General features: G+C 68.8%; 22 protein-coding genes and 1 tRNA gene. 13 read left to right on the top strand and 10 right to left on the bottom strand.

Annotated elements, in window-relative coordinates:
* Positions 1–146 precede the first annotated feature (146 nt).
* A complete protein-coding gene (locus tag FAB82_RS00275) occupies positions 147–1,502 on the top strand; it encodes a GH1 family beta-glucosidase (protein ID WP_136532535.1) in 1,356 nt (451 codons plus the stop codon).
* 80 nt (positions 1,503–1,582) lie between these two features.
* Here the strand turns inward: FAB82_RS00275 and FAB82_RS00280 are convergent, their stop codons facing one another.
* Positions 1,583–2,167 carry a thiamine phosphate synthase gene (locus FAB82_RS00280; RefSeq protein WP_211116266.1) on the bottom strand — a complete coding sequence of 195 codons (585 nt, stop codon included), beginning with the start codon at positions 2,165–2,167 and terminating at the stop codon, positions 1,583–1,585.
* A 205-nt stretch (positions 2,168–2,372) separates the two neighbouring features.
* Here FAB82_RS00280 and FAB82_RS00285 point away from each other — a divergent pair, with 205 nt between their 5' ends.
* On the top strand, positions 2,373–3,158 hold the full coding sequence (locus FAB82_RS00285) for a maleylpyruvate isomerase family mycothiol-dependent enzyme (RefSeq protein ID WP_168801352.1): 786 nt from the start codon (positions 2,373–2,375) through the stop codon (positions 3,156–3,158).
* A gap of 147 nt (positions 3,159–3,305) precedes the next feature.
* On the top strand, positions 3,306–4,568 hold the full coding sequence (locus FAB82_RS00290; protein ID WP_211116267.1) for a YibE/F family protein: 1,263 nt from the start codon (positions 3,306–3,308) through the stop codon (positions 4,566–4,568).
* 278 nt (positions 4,569–4,846) lie between these two features.
* On the opposite strand, the gene FAB82_RS00295 is transcribed toward FAB82_RS00290, so the two are convergent.
* Positions 4,847–5,767: a LysR family transcriptional regulator gene (locus FAB82_RS00295; RefSeq protein WP_136532537.1), complete on the bottom strand. Its 921-nt coding sequence runs from the start codon at positions 5,765–5,767 to the stop codon at positions 4,847–4,849.
* Positions 5,768–5,867: 100 nt separating this feature from the next.
* Here FAB82_RS00295 and FAB82_RS00300 point away from each other — a divergent pair, with 100 nt between their 5' ends.
* Positions 5,868–7,145 (top strand): pyridoxal phosphate-dependent aminotransferase, encoded by a 1,278-nt coding sequence (locus FAB82_RS00300; protein ID WP_136532538.1) that lies wholly within the window; start codon positions 5,868–5,870, stop codon positions 7,143–7,145.
* A gap of 42 nt (positions 7,146–7,187) precedes the next feature.
* On the opposite strand, the gene FAB82_RS00305 is transcribed toward FAB82_RS00300, so the two are convergent.
* The 3 genes from FAB82_RS00305 to FAB82_RS00315 form a co-directional block, all read right to left on the bottom strand.
* Positions 7,188–7,538 carry a DUF1707 domain-containing protein gene (locus tag FAB82_RS00305; protein ID WP_136532539.1) on the bottom strand — a complete coding sequence of 117 codons (351 nt, stop codon included), beginning with the start codon at positions 7,536–7,538 and terminating at the stop codon, positions 7,188–7,190.
* Positions 7,539–7,688: 150 nt separating this feature from the next.
* Positions 7,689–7,979: a 4a-hydroxytetrahydrobiopterin dehydratase gene (locus FAB82_RS00310; protein WP_136532540.1), complete on the bottom strand. Its 291-nt coding sequence runs from the start codon at positions 7,977–7,979 to the stop codon at positions 7,689–7,691.
* A 12-nt stretch (positions 7,980–7,991) separates the two neighbouring features.
* Positions 7,992–8,603, bottom strand: a complete 612-nt coding sequence (locus FAB82_RS00315; protein ID WP_136532541.1) for a carbonic anhydrase — start codon at positions 8,601–8,603, stop codon at positions 7,992–7,994.
* A 242-nt stretch (positions 8,604–8,845) separates the two neighbouring features.
* Here FAB82_RS00315 and FAB82_RS00320 point away from each other — a divergent pair, with 242 nt between their 5' ends.
* Entirely contained in the window at positions 8,846–9,526 is a 681-nt protein-coding gene (locus FAB82_RS00320) for a winged helix-turn-helix transcriptional regulator (RefSeq protein ID WP_246039382.1), read from the top strand.
* A gap of 111 nt (positions 9,527–9,637) precedes the next feature.
* Here the strand turns inward: FAB82_RS00320 and FAB82_RS00325 are convergent, their stop codons facing one another.
* Positions 9,638–10,453 carry a putative hydro-lyase gene (locus FAB82_RS00325; RefSeq protein WP_211116268.1) on the bottom strand — a complete coding sequence of 272 codons (816 nt, stop codon included), beginning with the start codon at positions 10,451–10,453 and terminating at the stop codon, positions 9,638–9,640.
* 166 nt (positions 10,454–10,619) lie between these two features.
* On the opposite strand from FAB82_RS00325, the gene FAB82_RS00330 reads away from it, so the two are divergent.
* From FAB82_RS00330 to FAB82_RS00340, 3 genes are all read left to right on the top strand, one after another.
* Positions 10,620–13,688 (top strand): AfsR/SARP family transcriptional regulator, encoded by a 3,069-nt coding sequence (locus FAB82_RS00330; RefSeq protein ID WP_168801353.1) that lies wholly within the window; start codon positions 10,620–10,622, stop codon positions 13,686–13,688.
* Positions 13,689–13,806: 118 nt separating this feature from the next.
* Positions 13,807–14,637, top strand: coding sequence for a helix-turn-helix domain-containing protein (locus tag FAB82_RS00335; RefSeq protein ID WP_136532545.1), 831 nt, complete (start codon positions 13,807–13,809; stop codon positions 14,635–14,637).
* The gene (locus FAB82_RS00340; RefSeq protein WP_136532546.1) at positions 14,624–15,010 is read left to right on the top strand and encodes a DUF397 domain-containing protein; all 387 of its coding nucleotides are present in this window, start codon (positions 14,624–14,626) and stop codon (positions 15,008–15,010) included. Before FAB82_RS00335 ends, FAB82_RS00340 begins: the two co-directional genes overlap by 14 nt.
* 73 nt (positions 15,011–15,083) lie before the next feature.
* Here FAB82_RS00340 and FAB82_RS00345 read toward each other — a convergent pair whose 3' ends face one another.
* Together FAB82_RS00345 and FAB82_RS00350 are read right to left on the bottom strand one after the other, a co-directional pair.
* Positions 15,084–16,268: an MFS transporter gene (locus FAB82_RS00345; RefSeq protein WP_211116269.1), complete on the bottom strand. Its 1,185-nt coding sequence runs from the start codon at positions 16,266–16,268 to the stop codon at positions 15,084–15,086.
* Positions 16,269–16,455: 187 nt separating this feature from the next.
* On the bottom strand, positions 16,456–16,740 hold the full coding sequence (locus tag FAB82_RS00350) for a hypothetical protein (RefSeq protein WP_136532547.1): 285 nt from the start codon (positions 16,738–16,740) through the stop codon (positions 16,456–16,458).
* Between the two features lie 24 nt (positions 16,741–16,764).
* Here FAB82_RS00350 and FAB82_RS00355 point away from each other — a divergent pair, with 24 nt between their 5' ends.
* Entirely contained in the window at positions 16,765–17,232 is a 468-nt protein-coding gene (locus tag FAB82_RS00355) for a GNAT family N-acetyltransferase (RefSeq protein WP_136532548.1), read from the top strand.
* 56 nt (positions 17,233–17,288) lie between these two features.
* Here FAB82_RS00355 and FAB82_RS00360 read toward each other — a convergent pair.
* A tRNA-Ile gene (locus tag FAB82_RS00360) sits at positions 17,289–17,362 on the bottom strand.
* Between the two features lie 380 nt (positions 17,363–17,742).
* On the opposite strand from FAB82_RS00360, the gene FAB82_RS00365 reads away from it, so the two are divergent.
* The 4 genes from FAB82_RS00365 to FAB82_RS00380 are packed head-to-tail and all read left to right on the top strand — an operon-like array spanning position 17,743 to position 22,022.
* Complete coding sequence (locus tag FAB82_RS00365; protein WP_211116270.1) at positions 17,743–19,128, top strand: branched-chain amino acid ABC transporter permease; 1,386 nt, start codon at positions 17,743–17,745, stop codon at positions 19,126–19,128.
* A gap of 13 nt (positions 19,129–19,141) precedes the next feature.
* On the top strand, positions 19,142–20,185 hold the full coding sequence (locus FAB82_RS00370; protein WP_136532549.1) for a branched-chain amino acid ABC transporter permease: 1,044 nt from the start codon (positions 19,142–19,144) through the stop codon (positions 20,183–20,185).
* Positions 20,175–21,074 (top strand): ABC transporter ATP-binding protein, encoded by a 900-nt coding sequence (locus tag FAB82_RS00375; protein WP_136532550.1) that lies wholly within the window; start codon positions 20,175–20,177, stop codon positions 21,072–21,074. The genes FAB82_RS00370 and FAB82_RS00375 overlap by 11 nt, the downstream gene beginning before the upstream one ends.
* Before the next feature lie 12 nt (positions 21,075–21,086).
* Positions 21,087–22,022 carry an ABC transporter ATP-binding protein gene (locus FAB82_RS00380; protein ID WP_136532551.1) on the top strand — a complete coding sequence of 312 codons (936 nt, stop codon included), beginning with the start codon at positions 21,087–21,089 and terminating at the stop codon, positions 22,020–22,022.
* A gap of 191 nt (positions 22,023–22,213) precedes the next feature.
* Here FAB82_RS00380 and FAB82_RS00385 read toward each other — a convergent pair whose 3' ends face one another.
* Complete coding sequence (locus FAB82_RS00385; RefSeq protein ID WP_211116271.1) at positions 22,214–23,335, bottom strand: ABC transporter substrate-binding protein; 1,122 nt, start codon at positions 23,333–23,335, stop codon at positions 22,214–22,216.
* Between the last annotated feature and the right edge of the window lies 1 nt (position 23,336).

Consider the following 23,336-nt stretch of genomic DNA (forward strand, 5'->3'; position numbering starts at 1 on the left):
TCGCTTACCGAATCGTTACTCAGTAGTTCGGTATCGATACCTGCAGGCCCCCAGCGCATGGGAGCGATGCCATGAACGTATGATCGCGTCGCCCGGCAACCCGTGACAGCGGTGTCTCCGACGCCCGTGCGAGAAAGGTCCTCTCCATGACCAAGCTGAACTTCCCCAAGGGATTCCTCTGGGGGACCGCGACGGCCTCCTATCAGATCGAGGGTGCCGCGACCGAGGACGGCCGAGGCCCGTCAATCTGGGACACGTTCTCCGACACGCCCGGGAAGACCTGGCGCGGCCAGTCCGGCCGGGTCGCCTGCGACCACTACCACCGCGTCGACGAGGACATCGCCCTCATGAAGTCGATGGGCGTGGACACCTACCGGTTCTCGATCGCCTGGCCGCGCATCCAGCCCGACGGCTCGGGCCCGGCCAACCCCGCCGGCCTGGACTTCTACGACCGCCTGATCGACAAGCTGACGGCGGCCGGCATCAAGCCGATGCCGACGCTCTACCACTGGGACCTGCCGCAGACGCTGGAGAACCTGGGCGGGTGGCCCGAGCGGGAGACCGCCGAGCGCTTCGGCGAGTACGCCGACATCGTCGGCACCCGCCTGGCCGACCGGGTCGAGACCTGGTGGACGCTGAACGAGCCGTGGTGCTCGGCGTTCCTGGGCTACGGCAACGGCCACCACGCGCCGGGCCTGACCGACCCGGTCGCCTCCCTGAAGGCCGCCCACCACCTGCTGCTGGGTCACGGCCTGGCGGCGCAGGCGCTGCGGGCGGCCGGGGCCGAGCAGGTCTCGATCGTGCTCAACCCAACCCAATTGCGCGGCGACGAGGCGGCGGTGCGCAAGGGCGACGCGGTCGCGAATCGGATCTTCTTCGAACCGCTCTTCAAGGGCGTCTACCCGGCCGACCTGCTGGAGAACACCGCCCACCACACCGACTGGTCGTTCGTACAGAACGGCGACCTGGAGCAGATCAACCAGCCGTTGGACCTGCTCGGCGTGAACTACTACAACCCCACGTGGGTGCGGGACGCCCCCGGCGCCCCGGAGGACCCGTTGGCCCCCGGTTCGGCCGACGTCGAGACCTGGACGCCCGAAGGCCTGGAGTTCACGGACATGGACTGGCCGATCGACGCGACCGGGCTGACGGACCTGCTCGTGCGCATCCACAAGGACTACGGCGTGCCGGTCATGATCACCGAGAACGGCGCGGCCTACCCGACCGGCCCGAACGCCGAGGGCGAAGTCGTCGACACCGAGCGGGTCGACTACCTGCGCTCGCACATCGCGGCGGTGCACGAGGCCATCGAGGCGGGCGTGGACGTGCGCGGGTACACGGCCTGGTCCCTCATGGACAACTTCGAGTGGGCCTTCGGCTACGACAAGCGCTTCGGCCTGGTCTATGTCGACTACGCCACCCAGGAGCGAATCCCCAAGGCCAGCGCCAAGTTCTACGCCGACGTCATCGCCGCGAACGCGGTGGAGCGGCCTGGGAACTAAGGCAGCCGCAAGCAGGTAGTCCCGGGGGCCCCCTTGGTTCAAGGTTAGGCCGGGGGTCCGACAGGACCGCGATCCGAATTTCAATCGGAATCGAGCGCGGCCCTCAGATCGGCGACCACCGCTGCCGGGTCCGAGGCGCGCATGACCGCGCCCTGCACCGCGACCCCCGCCGCCCCCGCCACCCGGGCGGCGCGGGCCCGGTCAGGGCCGGTCACGCCGCCGAGCGCATAGACCGGCACCGGGCTGGTGCGCGCCCGCTCTGCCAGGCCCCGGGCCCCCAGGGCCGGTCCGTAGCCGGGCTTGGACTCGACCGGCCAGATCGGCGAGTACGTGATGTAGTCCAGGCCGGGGTCGATTCGCTGCCCGGCGTGGACGGAGCGGCCCACCACCCGCGGCCTGGGCGCGGGCACCGGGAAGTCGGATGACAGGTGCGCCATTGGAACCGGCCCGAGCGGGTCGGCGACGAGGAGCGAGGCGCCGGCGTCGTCCAGCAGCGGACCGAGTTCGGCGGCGAGCGCGAGCCGCCGGGGCCATGGCAGGTGCTTGTCGCGCAGGATGAGCGCGAACGGGCCGCCTTGGAGCGCCAGTTCCACTTGCGCCACAAGGGGTCTGGCGGCGCTGGTGGTGTCGGTGATGACGAGGAGTCGATGCGGCGGTGCGGTCACGGCTCGCCAGCCTACTCCGGGCCCCGCGTCGGGCATCGCGTCGGGCATCGCCGCAGGCAGGAGCATTTTCGCTGTGACTGCTGGGTCGCATGCGCAGGTTGTGTCCCTACGTGCATGACGGCTGTGCTACCCCGTTTTAACACTTCTGTATCGGATGACCCTACGAACTTGCGTTATTCACGACACAAGTGCGAAACTGCTCAGGATGAACATCGGCGATCAAATCAATGTGCTGCGAACCGAGGGGGAACGGATCGCTGTCGCTGGTGGTGAGCTCGCACTAACCGCAGCCGTACCGACGTGCCCAGGATGGATTGTCAAGGACCTCTTGACCCACATCGGCACCGTCCACCGCTGGGCCAGGGCGATCGTCGCCGGCGCACTCGACCACGACCCCCGCAAGCACGAGTTCCAGCGTGTCGTAGGAGCCCCCCCGCCCCACGACGAACTGCTGGTCGATTGGGTCCGCGTGGGCCTGTCCAGGCTTGCGTCGACCCTTGAGGAGGCACCCGAGGACCTGCACTGCTGGCAGACCTTCCCGGCCGAGTCCTCGCGCCGGTTCTGGGTGCGCAGGCAGGCCCATGAGACGACGATCCACCGCGTCGACGCCGAGCAGGCGAGGGGCGACGAGATCTCCCCGATCAACCCCGCCTTCGCCACCGACGGCATCGACGAACTGCTGCTGGGCTTCCACGGGAGGCCCTCGAGCCGGGTGCGCGCGCTGCACCCCTCGGTGCTCCACATCCACGCGACCGACCTGGCACCGGGTCGCGGGGACTGGTACGTGCACCCCACCGACACCGGGCCGCTGGTGACCTTCAGCGAAGTCGAGTCCCCGCACTGCACGATCGAGGGACCGGTGGAGCTGCTGTACCTGGCGCTGTGGAATCGCTTGCCCTTCGACGACCTGTTGGTACACGGCGACCAAGCGCTACTTCAGTTGTGGCGCAACTACTCCGCCGTTCGATGGGTAGACCCTGTGGACGTTTAGCGACTAGAGCGCTACAGAATGAAGCCGCCGGTCAAGGACGCGCTGCTCACAAGATCGTCCAAAATGCGCCGAAGCGGAGGTATCGGACCCGAAACGGCCGCAGTGCGGTGCCACCGTTCGGAGGTCCGGTGCCCGTAAGCTCTCGGTGTGCATCGAGAACGACTCGCAGCCGCGGACTCCGTCCCCCGTGCGGCCCTTTGGATTCTCATCCCCGCTGCGCTCATCACCGCCCTGGGCATGGTCCTGCTGTGGCCCTACGGACTCGACCGGGCCGAGGACGCCGGCTTCGGCGTGGAGGTCGACGGCCACGTCATCTCCGTCCACGAGACCGAGTGCGACGAGAGCCAGGCGGAGCTGTCCGAGCAGCTCCAGGCCGACGTGTGCGGCGACGTGCTGGTGCGGCTCACCAGCGGCGACCAGGCGGGCGAGGAGATCCTGGTCGACATCCCGTCCGGCCCGGGCGCGCCCGAGGTCGCCGCCGGGGACGAGGTCATTCTCATCTACACGCCCGATTCGGTCTCGGGCCTGCAGTACAGCATCATCGACCACGACCGGTCCAGTGCACTGTGGGCGCTGGTCATCGCGTTCGCGCTGGCCGTGGTCGCCTTCGGGCGCTGGAAGGGCGCGCGGTCGCTGGTGAGCCTGGGGCTGACGTTCGCGATCGTGCTGCTGTTCGTGGTTCCCGCCATCCTGGACGGTTCGTCGCCGATGTTGGTGGCGATCGTCGGCTCGGCCGCGATCATGCTCTTGTCCCTGTACATCTCGCACGGGTGGAACCGGACCACGACGGTGGCGGTGCTGGGGACGCTGGCGTCGCTGGTGCTCACGGGGATACTGGCGGGCGGCGCGGTGAACCTGGCGCAGCTCACCGGGGTGCTGGACGAGGAGACGACGACGCTGGCGATGCAGTACCCGATTGACATGTCGGGGCTGCTGCTGGCGGGGATCCTCATCGGCGCGCTCGGCGTGATCGACGACGTGACCGTCTCGCAGGCGGCCACTGTGGACGAATTGACGAAGGCGAACCCGAAGTGGGGGCCGGCGCGACTGTTCCGCTCGGGAATGCGCGTGGGGCGCGACCACCTGACGAGCGTGGTGAACACGCTGGTGCTGGCGTACGCGGGAGCGTCGCTGCCGCTGCTGGTGCTCATCGCGGCGGCGAACCGTCCGCTGGGGCAGGTGCTGACGAGCCAGACGATCGCGACCGAGATCGCGAGGTCGGTGGTCGGCACGCTCGGGTTGATCGCGGCGGTCCCGATCACGACCTGGATGGCGGCGGCGCTGGCGCACCGGAAGCCGCCGAGGGAGAAGGCCCCGAAGGAACCGAAGCGCCCCCGCCCGAAGCCTCCGACTTCGGGGGAGAGCTGGGACGAGGAAGACTCCCGTTTTCCGCCCTCGCAGTTGCGGTAGCGGGGCCGATTGCGAGGGACTTTCGCATGCGGAGGCTCCCCCGCTTCGAACGTAGCGCGAGGGTCCGACGGCGACGGAATCGCCCGGTCATTGCCTTTGCCCTCCTTCGGGATTGCCCGATTGCGAGGAGAGCTCGCATGTTGTGCCTCCCCCGCTTCGAAGATAGCTCTGGGGTGGGACGGTTCCAGGGGTGCTTGAGCACCGCTAGAACTTCGACTCGTCAACGACGTTGACAGTTTCCGGCGGGTGGGACGGTTCCAGGGGTTCTTACGGCGCGTCTAGAACTGCTCCGCGGCGACCATGAGCTTTCTTGCCGCCTGGTGGAGTGCCTGCAAAACTGTCATCACCGCCGGCCTTCCCGTCGATGCCGTCCGGTGGACCGCGTAGACGTCCCTCCCCGACAGCGGTTCCGCGATGCGGCGCACCGCCACGTCCTTACGTTCCGCCGCCGCCATCCACGGCGCCACCGTCACCCCCAATCCCTTCGCCACCAGCGTCAGGATCGTGTCCAGTCCCTCGAATTCCGATACCGGGGCGCTGATGCCCTCGGCTCGCCACAGCCGGTCCAGGGCCATGCGCGAAGGCTCGCCCTCCGGCGAGGCAATCCACGGTTCCGTCGCGAGCACGTGCGCAGACAGCTCCGGTTCCCGCGCCAGCGGATGCTTCGCGGGGAGCACCGCCACGAGCGGGTCGCTCAGCAGGTGGTGATACGTCAACGGCCCCACCGTCGCCGGGCGGCGGATGCCCGACCAGTTGTCGATGAGGGCCATGTCGATCTCCCCCGACCGCACGCGGCTCAGGCTCTCCGTCACGGTGTGCTGCTGGCGCAGCACCATCGTCAGCTCGGGGTGGCGCCGCAGCCGCCGCACGATCGGGCCCGCCAGCGCCACCGCCACCGTCGGGAACGCGGTGATGATGACCCTCCCCCTCGGTTCGACGGCTTCGGCGGCCATGTCGGTCTCGGCGGCGTCGATCGCGTCGAGGATGACCCCCGTGTGCTCGACCAGTCGCCGTCCCGCTTCGGTCAACTTGGCCGAGCGCGCGGTGCGTTCGAGGAGGGCCACGCCGGTCTCTTTCTCCAAGGCGGCCAATTGCTGTGAGACCGCCGAGGCGGTCTGGGCGGTGGCCACGGCAGTGGCGGCTATCGATCCGTGGGCGGCGAACTCGTAGAGGAGCCGCAGGCGGCGCACATCCAGCATAAGGAAATCTTACCCTCGGCGAAAGCTAGAGATACTTGCATTGATGCTCCGAAACGACCAGTCTTAGCCTTGTTAGCGATCATCCACGAAGGAGCGCTCCGTGACCGTCTCAGCCACTCTCGCTGCAAGCGAGACCATCGCCGCCCGTAGAGCCGCCGGCGAGGAGGTGCTCGCTCTCGCGTTCGGTGAGGCCGGAATCCCGGTGCACCCCTTGCTGGGACAGCGCCTCGCGCGGGCCGCGGGCCAGACCTCCTACGGACCGGTGGCCGGGATTTCGGCCGCCCGCGAGGCCGCCGCCGGGTACTGGACCCGGCGCGGGCTGACCACCGACGCGGAGCAGGTCCTGCTCGGCCCCGGTTCGAAGCCGCTCCTGTTCGCGCTGCTGTCGGCGATCGGCGGCGACGTGGTCATTCCCCGCCCGGCGTGGGTCTCCTATGCGGCGCAGGCGAAGTTGATCGGCCGCGAACCGATCCGGGTGCCGATCCCGGTCGGCGAGGGCGGCGTCCCCGACGCCGAGAAGCTGGAGGCGGCCGTGGTGAACGCCCGCGCCGAGGGCCGAGACCCCCGCGTGGTGATCGCGACGCTGCCGGACAACCCGACCGGGCGATTGGCCTCGGAGGCTTCGGTGAAGGCCCTGTGCGAGGCCGCCCGCGAGCTCGACCTGGTGATCGTGGCCGATGAGATCTACCGCGACCTGGTCTTCGAGGACGGCCAGTTCCCGTCCCCGGCGGCCTGGGCGCCGGAGCGGACGGTGACGACGACGGCGTTGAGCAAGAACTACGCGCTGGGCGGTTGGCGCATCGGCGCGGCCCGCTTCCCTTCGCAGCATGGTCCGGATTCGGATCTCGGTGTGCGGCTGCGGGAGTCGGTGCGGGGCATCGCCTCCGAGGTGTGGTCCTCGACGCCCATGCCGATGCAGCACGCGGCGGTCTATGCCTGGTCGGACCCGGCCGAGCTGGTCGAGCGGCTCGCCTCGGCGCAGCGCCTGCACGGCGCGGTGGCCGGCGCGGTGGCCGAGATCTTCCGGAGCATCGGCTGCGACGTGAACGAGCCGCAGGGCGGGTTCTATGTGTGGCCGGACTTCGCTCCGCTGCGCGGGCTGCTCGCGGCGAAGTGGTCGGTGGGCAACAGCGCGGACCTGGCCCGGGTGCTCCTGGACGAGTTCGGGATCGGCGTGCTCGCCGGATCGGCGTTCGGAGACGACGGCGACGAAGGCGCAGAGACGTTGACGTTGCGGGTGGCCGTTCCCGGAATCTATGGCGAGACCGACTCCGAGCGCCTGGCGGCGCTGGTCTCACGCGAGCCGCTGGAGATGCCGTGGATCGCCGACGCGCTCGCGTCGCTGCGCGGCAAGCTCGAAGCGCTCACGGCCGCATAGTCACCGGCGGGTGCCAAGGCAGTGGTACCCGCCGGACCAAACTCATTTGAGCCACACGTTGAACAGCACGATTCCCATGTAGACGAATCCCGCCGTCGCGACGAGCGACCCGATCAGGAACAGCACCCCGACGACGCGTTGGATCTCCAGTTCCCGACCGTCTCTGACGGAGCCCCGCCAGCGCCCGTAACGCCAGTGGTCGCGCCCGGGATTGTCGTTGGGAATGTCCCACAACAGTGTCTGGAGATCCACGATGCTCTCGGCGCGCCGCACTTCCTGGCGGCGCCGCCGGTAGTCCCTGGAATCGATCCTGCCCTGGCGGCGGGCACTGGCGAGACGGCCGCGGGCGATGCGCCTGTCGGCATTGGATGCGCGAGCCGCATCGGCGTCCATGATGACCACCTCCCCACCTGCACTGTCATAATTGTGACAGAGTCCAAGGCACGTTGCATACCTCGTTTTCCCTGGCAGGGAAGCTAATTCAACATTCTGGACCCCAGTGGCACCACTGCGGAACTCCTGCCGCACCGGCCCCTCGCGGCGTCAGTCGAGCAGGGCCGAGACGGTGCCGGCGAGCTCGGTGTCCTTGGCGGTCACCTTGTTGCCGGCGGAGTGGGTGCTGGTCGAGACGGTCAGCTTGTTGTAGCGGATGGTCAGGTCCGCGTGGTGGTTGCGCTGCTCCTGGATCCATCCGACGGCGGAGGCGGCCGCGACGGCGGCGAGGTGGCCGCCGAAGGTCCAGGTGCGTTCGAGTTTGTCCCGGGTGTGGCTCCAGCCGGGCAGGTCCGACAAGGCCAGTTCGATTTCGGCTTCGGTCAACGGTTGATCGCTCATGTTCCGATTCTGTCAGTTCTCGTCGATGAGCGAGACGACTCCGGTGTCCAAGTCGTAGACGGCGCCGACGACCAGGACGCCTTCGAGCGAGGAGCGCCGGCCCAGATCCGCGACGGTGCGCCGCACCTGGAGCCGCATGGCGTGGGAGGCGGTGTCGGGTTCGGCGGAGGCTTCGGCGAGCGCCTGGGAGGCGGGCTGCCACAGCTGCTCGACCAGGTAGTCGGTACGCGGGTCGTGGCTGTCGGACTCGACGGCGTGCAGCGCCGCGCCGATGGCGCCGCAGCGCTCGTGGCCGAGCACCACGATCAGGCTGATGCCGAGTTCGGCGGCGGCGAATTCGAGCGAACCGACGGCGGCGCGGTCGGGGACGTGCCCGGCGGTGCGCACGACCAGCAGCTGCCCGAAGTCGCAGTCGAAGGCGCTCTCCGCGGTGACCCGGGAGTCGATGCAGGTGAAGACGGCCGCACTGGGCTTCTGGTCGGGTGCGGCCTCTCGGGCGGCGACGATGTCGCGCTTGTAGCGCGGCTCTCCCGCGACGAAGCGGCCGTTGCCCTCGAGCATGCCGACCAGCGTCGTGGCGGCGCGGTGGTTCTGCATCAGCGATGCTGTGGTCAGTTCTGGCACGCCATGAATGATGCCGCCTCGAACACCCGACCGCAAGCGCTACGCGGTGTCGGACACGCACCTTTTACAGACCTTGCGTTATGCATTCGAGATCTGTTGGTTCGGAATTGCAACGAGGTAATATAGAAGTGGAATCTTATGATGGGATAGAACGACCGAAAGGCGTTCTTCCTGCGTCTTTACATTCGCTTCCCGGCTCGCCTCGGAGCGGGCCCTCCGTTCACCGCCCTTGGAGGAACCCGGTGCGCACCTATGGCGACGGCTGTCCGGCCGCCCACGCCCTCGATCTGGTCGGCGATCGCTGGTCGCTGTTGATCGTCCGCGAACTCCTGCTCGGCCCCAAGCGTTTCACCGATCTGCGCGGGGGGCTCCACGGGGCCAGCGCCAATGTCATCTCGCAGCGGCTGCGGGATCTGGAGTCGCACGGCGTGGTCTCGAAGCGGCGCCTGCCGCCCCCGGCCGCCTCGCAGGTCTACGAGCTGACCGAGTGGGGACGGGAGCTGGAGGGCGTCATCGTGCAGCTGCTGCGCTGGGGCGCGCGGTCCGCGGCGATCCCGCTGGATGCGCCGATGGGGACCGACGCGCTCATTCTGGCGATGCGGAGCCTGTTCATGCCGGTGGCCGCGCAGGGCTTCGACGCCGCATTCGAGCTATGGCTCGAGGAGCGGCCGTTCATGGCCGAGATCCTCGACTCGCAACTGCTGCTGGCGCCGGGGCGGCCGGAGCATCCGCATGCGGTCATCCGGACCGACGCCGAGACGCTCAAGCGCCTGACGCTCGGCGGACGAAGCCTGGACGTGTCGCTGCACGCCGGCCGCATCTCCGTCCAGGGGGATCAGGCGATGGCCGAGCGGTTCCTGGGCATGTTCCGCCTCCCCGAACCGGCCGCGTCCTCGCGGGTCGACGGCGACGGCGCCGTCTGAGACGGGTGCCGGGCGGATGCGAGCGGGTCTCGCGTCGGCCAGGTCCCCCGTTTCAACAATGGCGCGGGGGTATGACCTTCGATGCGGACGCGGCACTGCGGGGGCGTCGGTTCAGAACACCATGGGGACCTCCGCGTTCACCGCGTGGCGGATGCGGCGGTCGGTGATGAGCATGTGGCCGGGCTCGTGGGTGATGGCGAAGGGGATCCTCGCTGCGACCACCGCCTCCTGCAATGTCACCCCGCAGGCCCAGAAGACCGGGACGTCTCCCGGGGCGAGTTCGACCGGGTCGCCGAAGTCGGGGCGGGACAGGTCGCGGATGCCGAGCGCGGCGGGGCGACCGACGTGCACCGGCGCGCCGTGCGCCCGCGGCAGGTCCATCGTGAGCGCTCCGGCCCGCCCCACCAGTCCCTCGGGGATGGGCCGCATCGACACCACCAGGCGCGAGCGGAACTTGCCCGAGCCCAGGCACTTCCAGTTCGTGCGGAACATCGACACATTGCGGCCCTGCTCCAAGTGCCGCAGCGGCACCCCGGCACGGGCCAGCACCGACTCGAAGGTGAAGCTGCAACCGAGCAGCAGCGTCACCAGGTCATCGCCCCACAGGTCGACGACATCGGTGCGGCGCGAGACGAGGCGTCCATCGCTCCACACGTTGTAGGCGGGCAGGTCGCGCCGCAGGTCGGCGCCCTCGGCCAGCCCGGTGGTGAACCGTCCCGGGCCCAGGACGTCGAGCAGCGGGCACGCCCGCGGATTGCGGACGGCGAAGCGGCGCAACGCGACCGCGTACCGCTTGGGCACGGAGATCAGGTTGGCCTGCACGTATCCGGCGGACCACCCGCTGGTGGGGGCGGCGAGTCCTCCCCGGAACCGGGCGCGCGCTTCGTGGGGACGGGCCTGGGCTTCGGGGCGCTGTATTGGGAACATCTCTCCTCCTTCACGACTCATACGTCGAGCTAAGTGGGAGAACGGAGAAACGGCTCACGAGTTGTTCACGAGCTCCGGCGAATGCCCGTGCGGCCGTTCACCAATTGATCAAGGAGAGCCCATACACTAGGAAACCTCTCTACTTCTCCGGTTTTCGGAGGTGCCCTTGGAGTTCGGGATCCTCGGTCCCCTGCAACTCACCCGGGAGAACGCGCCCGTACGCCTCCCCGGGAAGGTCCTGCCGCGCCTGGTGGCGGTGCTGCTGCTCGACGCCGGGCACGTGGTGGCGCGGTCCAGGCTGATCGACGCGATCTGGGACGAGGCCCCGCCCGCGTCCGCCGGACGCCAGGTCCAGAACACCGTCGCGGTCGCCCGCAGCCTGCTGACCGGCGGCGCCGAGATCGAGACCGTCGGCGAGGGCGGGTACCGGCTGCGGCTCCGTCCCGAGCAGCTGGACTCGCTGCGGTTCCAGCGGGCGGTGCGCATCGCGCGCGAGCAGGTCGCCGCGTTCGAACCCGAAGCGGCCCTGGCGAGTCTGCGCGAGGCCCTCGACCTGTGGCGGGGGCCGGCGCTGGCGGGGATGACCGGCCGGATCATCGAGGCGGGGGCGCTGCGCTGGGACGAGGAGCGGGCCGCCGCCGCGGAGGACCGGGCCGAGCTCGAACTCGACCTGGGCACCGGCGAACCGGTCGTCGCCGATCTGCGCGGCGTCCTGGAGCGCCACCCGTATCGGCAGCGGGCGGCCGAGCTGGTCATGACCGCGCTGCACCGCACCGGGCGCGTCCCCGAGGCCCTGGAGATCTACCGGGCCATGCACGCCCGGCTCGACGACGAGTTGGGCATCGAACCGGGGCAGCGGTTGCGCGAGCTGCACACCGCGATCCTGCGCGACGACCCGGCGCTGTCGGCCACGCCTGCGGCTCCGGCGGCGGCCCCGCGGCCTGCGAGCCTGCCCGCGCCCGCGCAGCTGCCGGCCGACAGCGTCCACTTCACCGGCCGCGCAGGGCAACTCGCGACCCTGGACGCGCTGCTCGGGCCGGGCCCGCAGGTGGCGGTCCTTTCGGGGATCGGCGGTTCGGGCAAGACCACCCTCGCGCTGCATTGGGCACACCGCTGGCGCGAACGGTTCCCCGACGGGCAGCTGTACGTGAACCTGCGCGGCTTCGACCGGGCCCCGCCGCTCTCGCCGCTGGACGCGCTCGCGGGGTTCCTGCGGGCGCTGGGCGTCCCCACCGAGGCCATACCGTCCGATGTGGATGAGGCGGCGGCGCTGCTGCGCTCCCGCCTGGCCGACACGCAGACGCTGCTCATCCTCGACAATGCCAAGAACGCGGCCCAGGTCAAGCCGCTGCTGCCGGCCACGGCCGGGTGCGCGGCCGTGGTCACCAGCCGCTCCCGGCTGCCCGAACTGGCCGCCCTCCACGACGCCCTCCAGATCACCGTCGCCTCCCTCGACCTGGCCGACTCGGTCGAACTGCTCGAACACCTCCTCGGCACCGATCGCCTGGAGGCCGAACCGGAGGCGGCCCTCAACCTGGCCGAGCTGTGCGCGGGACTGCCGCTGGCGCTGCGCATCGTCGGCACCAACCTCGCCTCGCAGGAGGGCACCACCCTCGCCGAGGCAGCCGCCGAACTGTCCGAACACGACCGGCTCGACCACCTCGCCGTCGAGGGCGACCCCACCACCACCGTCGCCGCCGCGTTCGACCTGTCGTTCCAGAGCCTCGAACCGGAGGAGGTGCTGCTGTACCTCAACCTGGCGTTCCTGCCCGGCACCGACTTCTCCCTGGCTCTGGCCGTCGCCCTCACCAAGTGGGAACCGGCTGCGGCCGAACGCATCCTGGACCAGCTCGTGGCCTCCCACCGCGTCGAGGAGTACCGGCCCGGCCGCTACCGCTTCCACGACCTGGTGCGCGAATACGCCCGCCGCAAGACCGAGGAGGCCTTCGACGCCGCCGCCCTCCAACGCCTCCGCGAGCAGGTCGTGGAGTGGTACGCCAAGGGCACCAGTCCGCTCCCGGTCGACGAGTACCGCAATATCGTCGCCACGTTCCTCGAATGGAACGGCCACCCCACCGTCTCGCGCCTGCTCACCCGCCTCATCGCCTTCGCCGACGCCGGATACCGCGAGGACGCCGGCCACCGGGGCGTGCCCGCCGACGCCGTCTACGAACTGCCCGAACTCGCCCAGGTCGCCGAGCGGGGCATCGCCACCGGAGTGCGATCCGACGAACCCATGGACGCCGTGCGCGCCTTCGCCTTGGCCGACGCCGTCGCCTTCGCCTCCGGCGACCTGCCCGCCTCCCTCGGCTACGCCCAGAAGACCCTCGAAGTGCTCTCGCGGACCCCGCACGGCGACCGGACCGGCAAGGCCCGCAACGACCTCGCCACCACCCTCACCCAGCTCGGCCGCTACCGGGAGGCCGTCTCGATCCTCCGCGAGGCCGTCGGCGCCGCCGAACGCTCCGGCAACCGCATCGTCCAGGTCGAGGTCCTGACCTCGCTCGGAACGGTGCTGCGGCGCATGGGCATCTTCGCCGAATCCGAGACGCTCCTGCTGCGCGCCGCCGAACTCGACGCCGCGGGCGAGGCCGGCGGCGGCACCGGACCCAAATCCGCCTACCCGCTGCTGTCGCTCGCCGAGCTCTATGTCGACACCGGCCGCGTCACCGCCGCCGAAGAGCTGTGCCAGACCATCGCCGACATGCTCCACGACCACCCCTCCAAGTACTACCGGGCGCGCCTGTACTTCCGTCAGTCGGCCGTTCACCGCGCCGACGAGGACTTCGTGCGCGCCGAGGCCGCCCTCCTGCGCGGCCTCGAACTCGTCCAGGAGGTCAACTCCTGGCGCCACCAGCTCGTCTACACCTACTGGCTGGCCGAGCTGTACGTCGACACCGGCCTCCTCGACCGCGCCCGCGAAGCCCTCGAAGCGGTCGCCGGGCTCGAGCGCTACCAGACCTCCGAGACCCTCGCCGTGCGCGCCAGGGTGCTGTGCAAACTCCACGCACGGCTCGGCGACCCCGCCCGCGCGATCCGCCTCGGGCACCAGGCCGCCGACGTCTTCGCCGCCATGCCCGACCCGCTGCGCCAGGCCCGCAGCCTGCTGGCGCTGGCCGACGCCTACGCCGCCGCGGGCCGGGGCGCCGAGTCCGCCTCGTCCCTCGGCCAGGCGCACGGACTGTTCTCCCGCTTGGGCATCGAACCGCCGCGCCCGTCAGGTTCAGTCGTCTGACCCGGGGCATTCAGCAGGGGATCACCAGATCGGGATGCCCGCGGGGGGATTTCCTACCGAGAATCCCGTAGTCGCGTTGACCTTCCGTAATGTCGCACCTACCCGTCATCATGAATCGATGGCGAATGAAAAGTTCTTGCAGCGCGAACTCGCCCGGACTCTCATCAAATACCGAGAGTTGAAGGGCCTCAGCAAAGACGAGGCGATCTGGTTCCTCGGCACCTCGAAGGACATCCTCAACAGCTACGAGAGCGGCAAGCTCCAATTCGTGGAGCCCGCGATCATTGCGAGCTGGCTCGCCGATTACGGTGCGCCGCAGGCGGTCGTCGACGACGCGAAGGCCAAGGCGAAGTGGATTCGCCAAGGAAACCCGTCCAACTGGCAGGAGTCGGCGCCGGAAGGCTTCGCGCAGTTCACGGAGATCGAGCTGCTGGCCGCGACCATCGACATCTACGAGGCCGCCTACGTGACCGGCATCCTCCAGACCTTCGCCTACGCCGCAGCGGTGCTGGCGACCAACCCGAACCTCACCGACGAGCAGCGCCGGACCGCTCTCAGCTTCCGAATGCAGCGTCAGGTAGCGGTGTTCGAGCGGCCCGGCGGACCGCCGCGAATGCGGGTCATCCTCCCCGAAGACGCGCTCACGATCTTCAAGGGAACCGAGATCTACGACGAACAGCTCGCGCACCTCACGAAGCTGAACCGACTCGCCCAGGTCGAGATCTTCATCGTGCCCAGTGGCCAGATCCATGCTTCGCGCGGAAGGTCATACGAGATCATGGCCTTCGTGGACGAGAAGGACCCCGAGGTGGTCTACCAGGAGGACATCTTCGGAGGGCGCTACGAGGCCAAACAGGGGAGGGTCGTCCAGTGTCGTAAGCTTTTCTCTGCCACACTCCCGGTGGTTCTCAGGTACGAAGAGTGGAGAGCATCAGATGCTGACCAGTGAGTGGAAGAAGTCCTCCCGCAGCGGCAACGAGGGCGGCAACTGTGTCGAGGCGCGGTTCCTCTCAAGTGAGTGGAAGAAGTCCTCCCGCAGCGGCAACGAGGGCGGCAACTGTGTCGAGGCGCGGTTCCTCTCAAGTGAGTGGAAGAAGTCCTCCCGCAGCGGCAACGAGGGCGGCAACTGTGTCGAGGCGCGGTTCCTCTCAAGTGAGTGGAAGAAGTCCTCCCGCAGCGGCAACGAGGGCGGCCAGTGTGTCGAGGCGCGGGCGCTCGACAACGTGGTCCAGGTCCGGGACACGAAGCTCGGGAACGCCTCGCCGATCCTCGACGCCTCCCCCGCCGACTGGCGCAGCTTCCTCTCCGCCGCCGCGAAGTAGCGACCTTCCATAACCTTCGGCGACCAACGCCGAAATGCCCCGGCCTGCGGCCGGGGCATTTCCGTGCGCTGCATCAGTGGGCTAGGACCAATTCACGGGGCGCCTCGACCGGGGCCTCGCGGACCGCCTTCGCCAACGAGAAGGACAGGACCAGACCGGCCAGCGCCAAAGCGGCGCCGATCAGCATCGGCGCGGTCAGGCCGAAGCCGGCACCGAGGACGAGGCCGCCGAGCCAAGCGCCGTTCGCGTTGGCCAGGTTGAACGCCGAGTGGTGCAGCGAGGAGGCCAGCGACGGCGCGTCCTGGGCGCTGTCGAGCAGCATCCGGGCCAGGATCGGGCTGACCGCCGAGGACGCGAACGCCATCGCGAACACGCACAGCACCGCCATGACCGGCGACGCCACCGTGAAGTACATGACCAGCAAGATCACCGCGATGGCCGCGAAGCAGGTGTACATACCGGAGACGGGGCGGCGGTCGGCGAGCTGGCCGCCCGCGCCGTTGCCCGCAGTCAGGCCGACGCCGAAGGCCACCAGGGCAATCGCGACACCGGCGGAGCCGAACCCGGTCACGCCCTCCAGCAGCGGCGTCAGGTAGGTGTAGCAGGCGAACATGCCGCCGAAGCCGACCATGCCGGTGACGAGGGTGAGGACGACCCGCTTGCTGTTGAGCGCCCGGACCTCCGCGGCCGGGTTCGACTGCGGGATCGCGCCGCGGGTGTCGGGGACGGTGGCCGCGACGGCGAGCATGGTGATCACGCCGATCACGGCGATGGCGACGAACACCAGGCGCCAGCTGACCTGGTCGACCACGAAGGCGCTCAACGGGACCCCGACGACGGTGGCGACCGTGAGACCGAAGAACACGGTCGCGACCGCGCGGGCGCGCCGTTCGAACGGGACGAGGCTAGAACCGACCACCGCGGCGACCCCGAAATAGGCGCCGTGGGGGAGCCCGGCGATGAACCGGGAGGCCAGCAGCACCTCGAAGTTCGGGGCGAGGGCGGTGGCCAGGTTCGCGGCCGCGAAGAAGGCCATGAAGCCGATCAGGAGCGGCTTGCGGGGGATCTTCGTGGTGGCGAGAGTGAGCAGCGGCGCGCCGACGACGACACCGACGGCGTAGAAGGTCACCAGGTGCCCGGCGGACTCCAGCGACACGCGTTCGGAGGCGGCGATGGTGGGGAGGATGCCCATGACGACGAATTCGGCCGTCCCGATGGCGAAGGCGCCGATGGACATGGCGAACAAAGGCAGACGCATAGCGACTCCAGGTCCAGATGAAGGTGCGAGGTGAGAACTGTGAGGCTGTCACCGGCAGCTTCATTGCCCGGCCGGTCGCTATTTCCAAGGCGGGGCCGTTCATGCGCCCGCAGGTTCAAGGGTACGAACCAACCCGGCCCGATCGGAAGTCGATTCCGTGAAATCCTGAGGTGATGTCTGTCGCGCGTTAGTTAACGCTGTGTGACCGCGTGATCGGCGCGTCGCCGAGCCGTTCGGAGAACAGCTCGGCACAGGCGGGAGCGCACGGGGCGCGGGCGGCGTCCAGGTCCTCGCGCAGTGCCGACATCGCATGGGCGGTAGACGAAGCCGGTTCGGGCACGTAGATGATGAGCCGCAGTCCCTCTCCGGTCACCTCCAGCACCTGGCAGGCGAAACCGCGACCGACCTCAAAGAGACGGCCCCGCCGATCGGCGGGGCCGTCCTCTCTGGTGGAAACCGTCTTGTCCCGCAACGAGAAGGTCCCTATGCTCCGGTCATGACCGAGCCCATTATCGCCGCGGCCGAGGCCGGGGACGCCGGCGAGCTCTTGACACTGCAACGGGCCGCCTACGTGAGCGAGGCGCAGATCTACGGCGACCCGCTCCTGCCGCCGCTGGTCGAGACCATCGCCGCGCTCGACGCCGAAATCGCCGCGGGCGGCGTGCTGAAGGCGGTGCTCGGCAACCGGATCGTGGGGACCGGCCGGGCCCGCCTGGAAGGCGACACCTGGCACCTGGGCCGCATCGCGGTCGCCCCGGACATGCAGGGCCGGGGCATCGGCACGCTCATCCTCACCGCCCTCGAGGCCCGCGCGCCGGAAGCGGCGGCGCACTGCGCGCTCTTCACGGGCTTCAAGAGCGAGGCGAACCTGCGCCTGTACGAACGCAACGGCTACCAGGAGACCCACCGCGGCCCGGGCCGTCCCGGCGTGGAACTCGTCCACCTCGCAAAGCCCGCCGCCTGATCCGAACGCCCCGACGGGGACGGCAAAAGAGGCCCTGCGTCGCAGGGCCTCGGCAGTAGGGTGGGCGGGACTTGAACCCGCGACCAATCGATTATGAGTCGACGGCTCTAACCAGCTGAGCTACCACCCCAGGCGGGCAATATCCTCTCACACCCGTTACCTCGCCGGTGTTCTTAGGGGCGCGGGACGCCCCGCGAAGCCGGGCCCGGGGTCGCGGCGCACCCCTGCGACCGGCCGACCCTCGGGCGCGCGGCCGGGGCGGGCGAGACGGGCGGGGCAGGTCGTTCAGAAGTCGTGACACCGTAGGTATCGGGCTGAAACACGACGATGAGATGGCGCAAGCGATTTTCCCGTCATCTCCCATAACATCTGAGCCACATTCGCATCGGTTTAGTAACGACGCCAGCATCAGTGGTCGACGCCTCCATAAGATCCGAATCACTCACCCAGTTCCGTGTTTCTCGAACGTTGCACGGACCACTTCGATGCCCGAACCTCCGAGGGGGCCCCTTGAGACGAGCAGTACTGATGTTGTCGACCGCCTTGGTCGGCCTGATCGCCGTATTGGGGGTGAGTGGCAGCGCCCAGGCGCAGGCGGACCTCGGTGTCCACGGCACCCTCGAAAACCAGCAGGACGAACCGATCGCCGGCGCCGAGATCACCGTGACCGACGCATCGGGCAGCGAGATCGCCACCGCCACCAGCGGCGAGGACGGGACCTGGCAGGTCCCGCTCGAGGCCGAGGGCACGTACACCGTCACGCTCGACGAGTCCACCCTCCCCGACGGCCTGCTGGTGCGCAACGGCCGCCCGCAGCTCGAAGTCGAGGTCGTCGACTCCGACCGAACCGTCCTGTTCCCCCTGGACACCCAACTCGCCCCCGGCGTCACACCCCAAGACCCCGCCGAGGACCCGACCGGCACCACCGAGGAACCGGCCGAGGAAGCCACCCCGGACACGGAGGCCGACGCGGACGCCGAAGCCGACGCGGCCCCCGAACTCGAAGGCGAAGGCGGCGCCACCCGCGCCGTCAGCCTCCTCTTCTCGGGCCTGCACTTCGGGCTCATGATCGCCCTCGCCGCCGTCGGCCTCTCCATGGTCTTCGGCACCACCGGCCTCACCAACTTCGCCCACGGCGACCTCGTCACCTTCGGCGGCGTCATGGCGCTGCTGGTCAACGTCATCATCGGCCTCCCCGTCTGGGCAGCCGTCATCGGCGCCGTCGTCGCCGGGGCGCTGTTCGGCTGGATCCAGGACTGGGGACTGTGGGGCCCCTTGCGCCGCAAAGGCACCGGCCTGATCACGATGATGATCATCTCCATCGGCGTGGCCATGCTCATCCGCTTCGCCACCCTCTTCTTCGTCGGCGGCGAGCGGCGCCTCTACACCCAGTACGTCGGCCAGGACCCCTGGGACTTCGGCTGGCTCGTCATCACGCCCAAGGAGGTCTACACCGGCCTGTTCGCCCTCGCCGTGTGCATCGCCGTCGGACTGGGCCTGGTCTACACCAGGCTCGGCAAGGCGACCCGCGCCGTGGCCGACAACCCGTCCCTGGCCGAATCCACCGGCATCGACGTCAACCAGGTGATCCGCCTGGTGTGGACCATCGGCGGCGCGCTCGCCGCCCTCTCCGGGGTGTTCCTGTCCATCAACGACGGCGTCAAGTTCGACATGGGCCAGCACCTGCTGCTGCTGGTGTTCGCCTCGGTCGTCCTCGGCGGGCTCGGCACCGCCTTCGGCGCCTTCGTCGGCTCGATCATCATCGGGGTCTTCGTCCAGATGTCGACCCTGGTGATCTCGCCCGAACTCAAGTACGTCGGCGCGCTGGCCGTGCTCATCGTCATCATGCTCACCCGGCCACAGGGCATCCTGGGCCGCCGAGAGCGGATCGGATAGGGGTGAACACGTAATGGATTGGCACTTCGTCTTCAGCCAAGCGCTGACTCAGGCCATCGGCCCCACCATGCTCGTCTACGCGCTCGGCGCGATCGGACTGAACCTCCAGTTCGGTTACACCGGCCTGCTCAACTTCGGTCAGGCGGCGTTCGCGGCCGCCGGCGCCTACGGCCTGGCGCTCGGCGTCGTGGCCTTCGACCTGCCCTTCTGGTTGAGCATCCTCATCGGGCTCGGCGCCGCGATGGTCCTGGCGCTCCTGCTCGGCATCCCGACGCTGCGGCTGCGCGCCGACTACCTCGCCATCGTCACCATCGCCGCCGCCGAGATCGTGCGACGTCTCGCCCGCTCGACCGTCTGGGCCGAATGGACCGGCGGCTCGGACGGCATGCGCGGCTTCTCGGAGACGTTCTTCGAGTTGAGCCCCTTTCCCAAGGACGCGACCTGGTCGCTCGGCTTCGTCTCCATGGAGAACGGGCGGCTGACCGTCGACCTGTGGCTGGTCGACTTCCAGTACTCCAACCGCGACCTGTGGATCATGACCGTCGGCTGGATCCTGGTCGCGATCTTCCTGGTCATCCTCAGGTTGCTCGTCCACAGCCCCTGGGGACGCATCCTGCGGGGCATCAGGGAGGACGAGGAGGCACTGCGCAGCCTCGGCAAGAACGTCTTCGCCTACAAGATGCAGGCCCTCGTCATCGGTGGTCTCATCGGCGCGGTCGCCGGCTTCGTGTTCGCGCTCAGCCGCGCCAACGTCCAACCCGACACCTTCACCACCGACCTCACGTTCTACTTCTACGTGGTCCTGATCCTCGGTGGCGCGGCCCGGCTGTTCGGGCCGCTGCTGGGTGCGGCGATTTTCTGGTTCCTCTACAACCTGCTCTCGCAGACGCTGAACCAGGCCGTCCGGGCCGACCTCATCCCCGACGCGATGCTCTCGACCACCCAGATCGGACCGCTGGTGTTCTTCCTGCTGGGTCTCGGGATGGTCCTGCTGCTCATCTACCGGCCGCAGGGAATCCTCGGCAATAAAAGGGAGCTGATGCTCGATGTCCGATAGCGAAACCGAGCAGACCGCGGCGGGGACCGAACCGGTGCTCGACGGGCGGGAACAGCACCGGGCGGCGGTGGCGGCTCTGTTGAACGTCGCGCCCGAACCGGGTGTGGCCAAACCGGATCCGATCCTCACCGCGACCGGCGTCAGGCGCGCCTTTGGCGGCCTGGTGGCCGTGGACGTGGAGCGCCTGGAGGTCCAGCGCGGCACCATCACCGCGCTCATCGGCCCCAACGGAGCGGGGAAGACGACCTTCTTCAACCTCCTCACCGGCTTCGACCAGCCCAGCCGCGGCGCGTGGGAGTTCAACGGCCGCTCAGGGGCGCGCCTGCGCTCGTACCAGGTGGCGCGGGCCGGAATGGTGCGGACCTTCCAGCTGACGAAGGCCCTCAGCCGCATGACGGTCCTCGACAATATGCTCATCGCCGCGCCGAACCAGATCGGCGAGCGGCTGTGGGCGGGACTGATGCCGTGGCTGTGGCAGGGTCAGGAGGCCGCCGTCAAGCGGAAGGCCCTGGAACTGCTGGAGCGTTTCCAGTTGTTGAGCAAGAAGGACGACTACGCCGCCGAGCTCTCGGGCGGCCAGCGCAAGCTGCTGGAGATGGCGCGGGCGCTCATGCTCGATCCATTGATGGTGATGTTGGACGAGCCGATGGCCGGGGTGAACCCCGCGTTGAAGCAGTCGCTGCTGGAGCACATCAAGGGGCTGCGCGAGGAGGGCATGACGGTGCTGTTCGTCGAGCACGACATGGACATGGTCCACGAGATCGCCGACTGGGTGGCGGTGATGGCGGCCGGAAGCCTCATCACCGAGGGCACCCCGGAGCAGATCTCGGCCGACACGCGGGTGATCGACGCCTATCTGGGCGCGCACCACGATGCGGCGCAGCACTAAGGAGGGCGTGCGATGTCTGAGAATGAGAACGTGGACGGCGGCAACGGGACCGAAGAGGTCGAGGGCGGCGGAGTCGGCAATGGCGCGGCCGCCGAGGCCGAGAACGGCGGGACCGACAACGGCGACATCGAGCTGCCGGTGTTCGTGACCGATCCGGATGCCGAGGTCGAGGACGAATCGGACCTGGAGGTGTGGGACCGCGAGGAGCACTTGGCGTCCTCGGAGGCGGCGCTGCTGCGGGCCGACAACGTGGTGGCCGGGTACGTGCCCGGCGTTTCCATCCTCAATGGCGCCGACCTGTATGCGAACGAGGGCGAGCTGGTCGGGATCATCGGCCCGAACGGGGCGGGCAAGTCCACGCTCCTCAAGGCGATGTTCGGGCTGGTCTCGATCACCTCCGGTTCGGTGGTGCTGCGGGGCGAGAAGATCACGAACCGGAAGGCGCACGAGCTGGTGCCGCTGGGGGTCGGGTTCGTGCCGCAGACGAACAACGTGTTCGCCGGTCTGACGGTGCGCGAGAACCTCGAAATGGGGGTGTTCTTGCGGCCGAAGAAGTTCCGGGAGCGGTTCGATTTCGTGGCCGACCTGTTCCCGATGCTGGGCGACCGGCACGGGCAGCGGGCGGGTTCGCTGTCGGGCGGCGAGCGCCAGATGGTGGCGATGGGCCGGGCGCTCATGATGGAGCCTTCGGTGCTGCTGCTCGACGAGCCGTCCGCGGGTCTGTCGCCGGCGATGCAGGACGAGGTCTTCTTCAATACCAAGCAGATCAACTCGACCGGGGTGACGGTGGTGATGGTGGAGCAGAACGCGCGGCGGTGCCTCCAGATCTGCGACCGGGGCTATGTCCTGGAGCAGGGCCGCAGTGCGTACACCGGGCCGGGCGAGGGCCTGATCGACGACCCGAAGGTGGTCGAGCTGTATCTGGGAACGCTGGGCCGGACGCGATAGGAGCGGCGGGATGAAGGGGCAAATCGCTGTGCATCCCGCTATCTCACGATAAATCCGCCCTAAGGGACCCCTGGCGCAACAGTAGCGCGGAGGTACGACGAGAATCGGCCCCGGATCTTTCGATCCGGGGCCGATTGCTTTGTCTCCCTAAGGCAGTGCTCCTCAAGGCGGTGCCCCTCAAGACAGCGCCCCTACTCGAGGGACTGCTCGTTGTAGCTGACGTTCGTGTAGGTGTTGTCGGCGCCGTATTCGTAGACGCCGATCGTGGCGGCGGAGACGTCGCCTTCGGCCGAGAACTCGATCGGGCCCGAGGCCCCGTTGTAGTCGATGTCCTCGCCGGCGTCGAGCAGCTCGACGCACGAGGCGTAGTCCGTGCACTCGGTGCCGTCGCGGCTGACGGCGATCATGTTCTCCTTGATCGTCTCCGAGTCGTAGGCGCCACCCGCGGCCGCGGCGAGCGCGAGCAAGGTGGTCGCGTCGTAGGACTCGGCCGCGTAGGAGTAGTCCTCCAGTTCAGGATCGACCTCGAGGAGGCGCTCCTCCAGGGACGACGGGTCGGCGCCCGGCAGCGTGCCCTTGGTGCCCTCGAGCATGCCCTCCGGGAACTCGTCGCCATAGTTGGACAGGTTGCCGTCGACGAAGTACCAGCCCAGATCCTGCGGGCCCAGGTTGCCCTGGACGAGCTCGGGTGCGAGGTTGGTGATCTCGTTGAAGGTGATGAGGACGACCGCGTCGGCGTCGGCCTCGGCCAGCTCGGAGACCTCGGCGGAGAACTCGGTGGCGTTCGGGTCGTAGATGGTCTTCATGACCACCTCGCCGCCGAACTCGAGGATGTTCTCCTCGACCGCGTCGGCGAGCCCGGTGCCGTAGGAGTCCTGCAACGCCAGAATCGCGACCGACTCATGGCCGTCCGCGATCACCTGGTCGGCGAGGACGCGGCCCTGGAGCACGTCCGAAGGAGCGGTGCGGAAGTAGTAGTCGCCGCGCTCGTACGTAGTGAAATCGGGCGAAGTGTTCGCCGGCGAGATCTGGACGATGCCCTCTTCATAGAGTTTGTCGATGAATTGGAACGAAACGCCGGAAGAGGCCGCGCCGACGACCGCGTCGACGTCCTGCGCGATGAGCGAGTCGGCCGATTGGCTGGCGATATCGGTGGAAGTGTCGCCGGAGTCCTCATGGATGGCTTCGACGCATTCGTCCAGCACACCGCCGGCCGCGTTGATTTCCTCAATGGCGAGGTCGACACCGGCGAATTCGGGCGGGCCTAGGAAGGCGAGCGAACCGGTCTGCGGCAGGATCGTTCCGACGGTCATG

The organism is Glycomyces buryatensis, from assembly GCF_004912275.1.
GTDB lineage: Bacteria > Actinomycetota > Actinomycetes > Mycobacteriales > Micromonosporaceae > Glycomyces > Glycomyces buryatensis.

Bases quoted from the DNA above. Each gene is read 5' to 3' on its own strand.
- FAB82_RS00275 (WP_136532535.1), top strand. From the start codon at position 147: ATGACCAAGCTGAACTTCCCCAAGGGATTCCTCTGGGGGACCGCGACG.
- FAB82_RS00285 (WP_168801352.1), top strand. From the start codon at position 2,373: ATGAACATCGGCGATCAAATCAATGTGCTGCGAACCGAGGGGGAACGG.
- FAB82_RS00295 (WP_136532537.1), bottom strand. From the start codon at position 5,767: ATGCTGGATGTGCGCCGCCTGCGGCTCCTCTACGAGTTCGCCGCCCAC.
- FAB82_RS00305 (WP_136532539.1), bottom strand. From the start codon at position 7,538: ATGGACGCCGATGCGGCTCGCGCATCCAATGCCGACAGGCGCATCGCC.
- FAB82_RS00310 (WP_136532540.1), bottom strand. From the start codon at position 7,979: ATGAGCGATCAACCGTTGACCGAAGCCGAAATCGAACTGGCCTTGTCG.
- FAB82_RS00325 (WP_211116268.1), bottom strand. From the start codon at position 10,453: ATGTTCCCAATACAGCGCCCCGAAGCCCAGGCCCGTCCCCACGAAGCG.
- FAB82_RS00335 (WP_136532545.1), top strand. From the start codon at position 13,807: ATGGCGAATGAAAAGTTCTTGCAGCGCGAACTCGCCCGGACTCTCATC.
- FAB82_RS00340 (WP_136532546.1), top strand. From the start codon at position 14,624: ATGCTGACCAGTGAGTGGAAGAAGTCCTCCCGCAGCGGCAACGAGGGC.
- FAB82_RS00345 (WP_211116269.1), bottom strand. From the start codon at position 16,268: ATGCGTCTGCCTTTGTTCGCCATGTCCATCGGCGCCTTCGCCATCGGG.
- FAB82_RS00355 (WP_136532548.1), top strand. From the start codon at position 16,765: ATGACCGAGCCCATTATCGCCGCGGCCGAGGCCGGGGACGCCGGCGAG.
- FAB82_RS00370 (WP_136532549.1), top strand. From the start codon at position 19,142: ATGGATTGGCACTTCGTCTTCAGCCAAGCGCTGACTCAGGCCATCGGC.
- FAB82_RS00375 (WP_136532550.1), top strand. From the start codon at position 20,175: ATGTCCGATAGCGAAACCGAGCAGACCGCGGCGGGGACCGAACCGGTG.
- FAB82_RS00380 (WP_136532551.1), top strand. From the start codon at position 21,087: ATGTCTGAGAATGAGAACGTGGACGGCGGCAACGGGACCGAAGAGGTC.
- FAB82_RS00385 (WP_211116271.1), bottom strand. From the start codon at position 23,335: ATGACCGTCGGAACGATCCTGCCGCAGACCGGTTCGCTCGCCTTCCTA.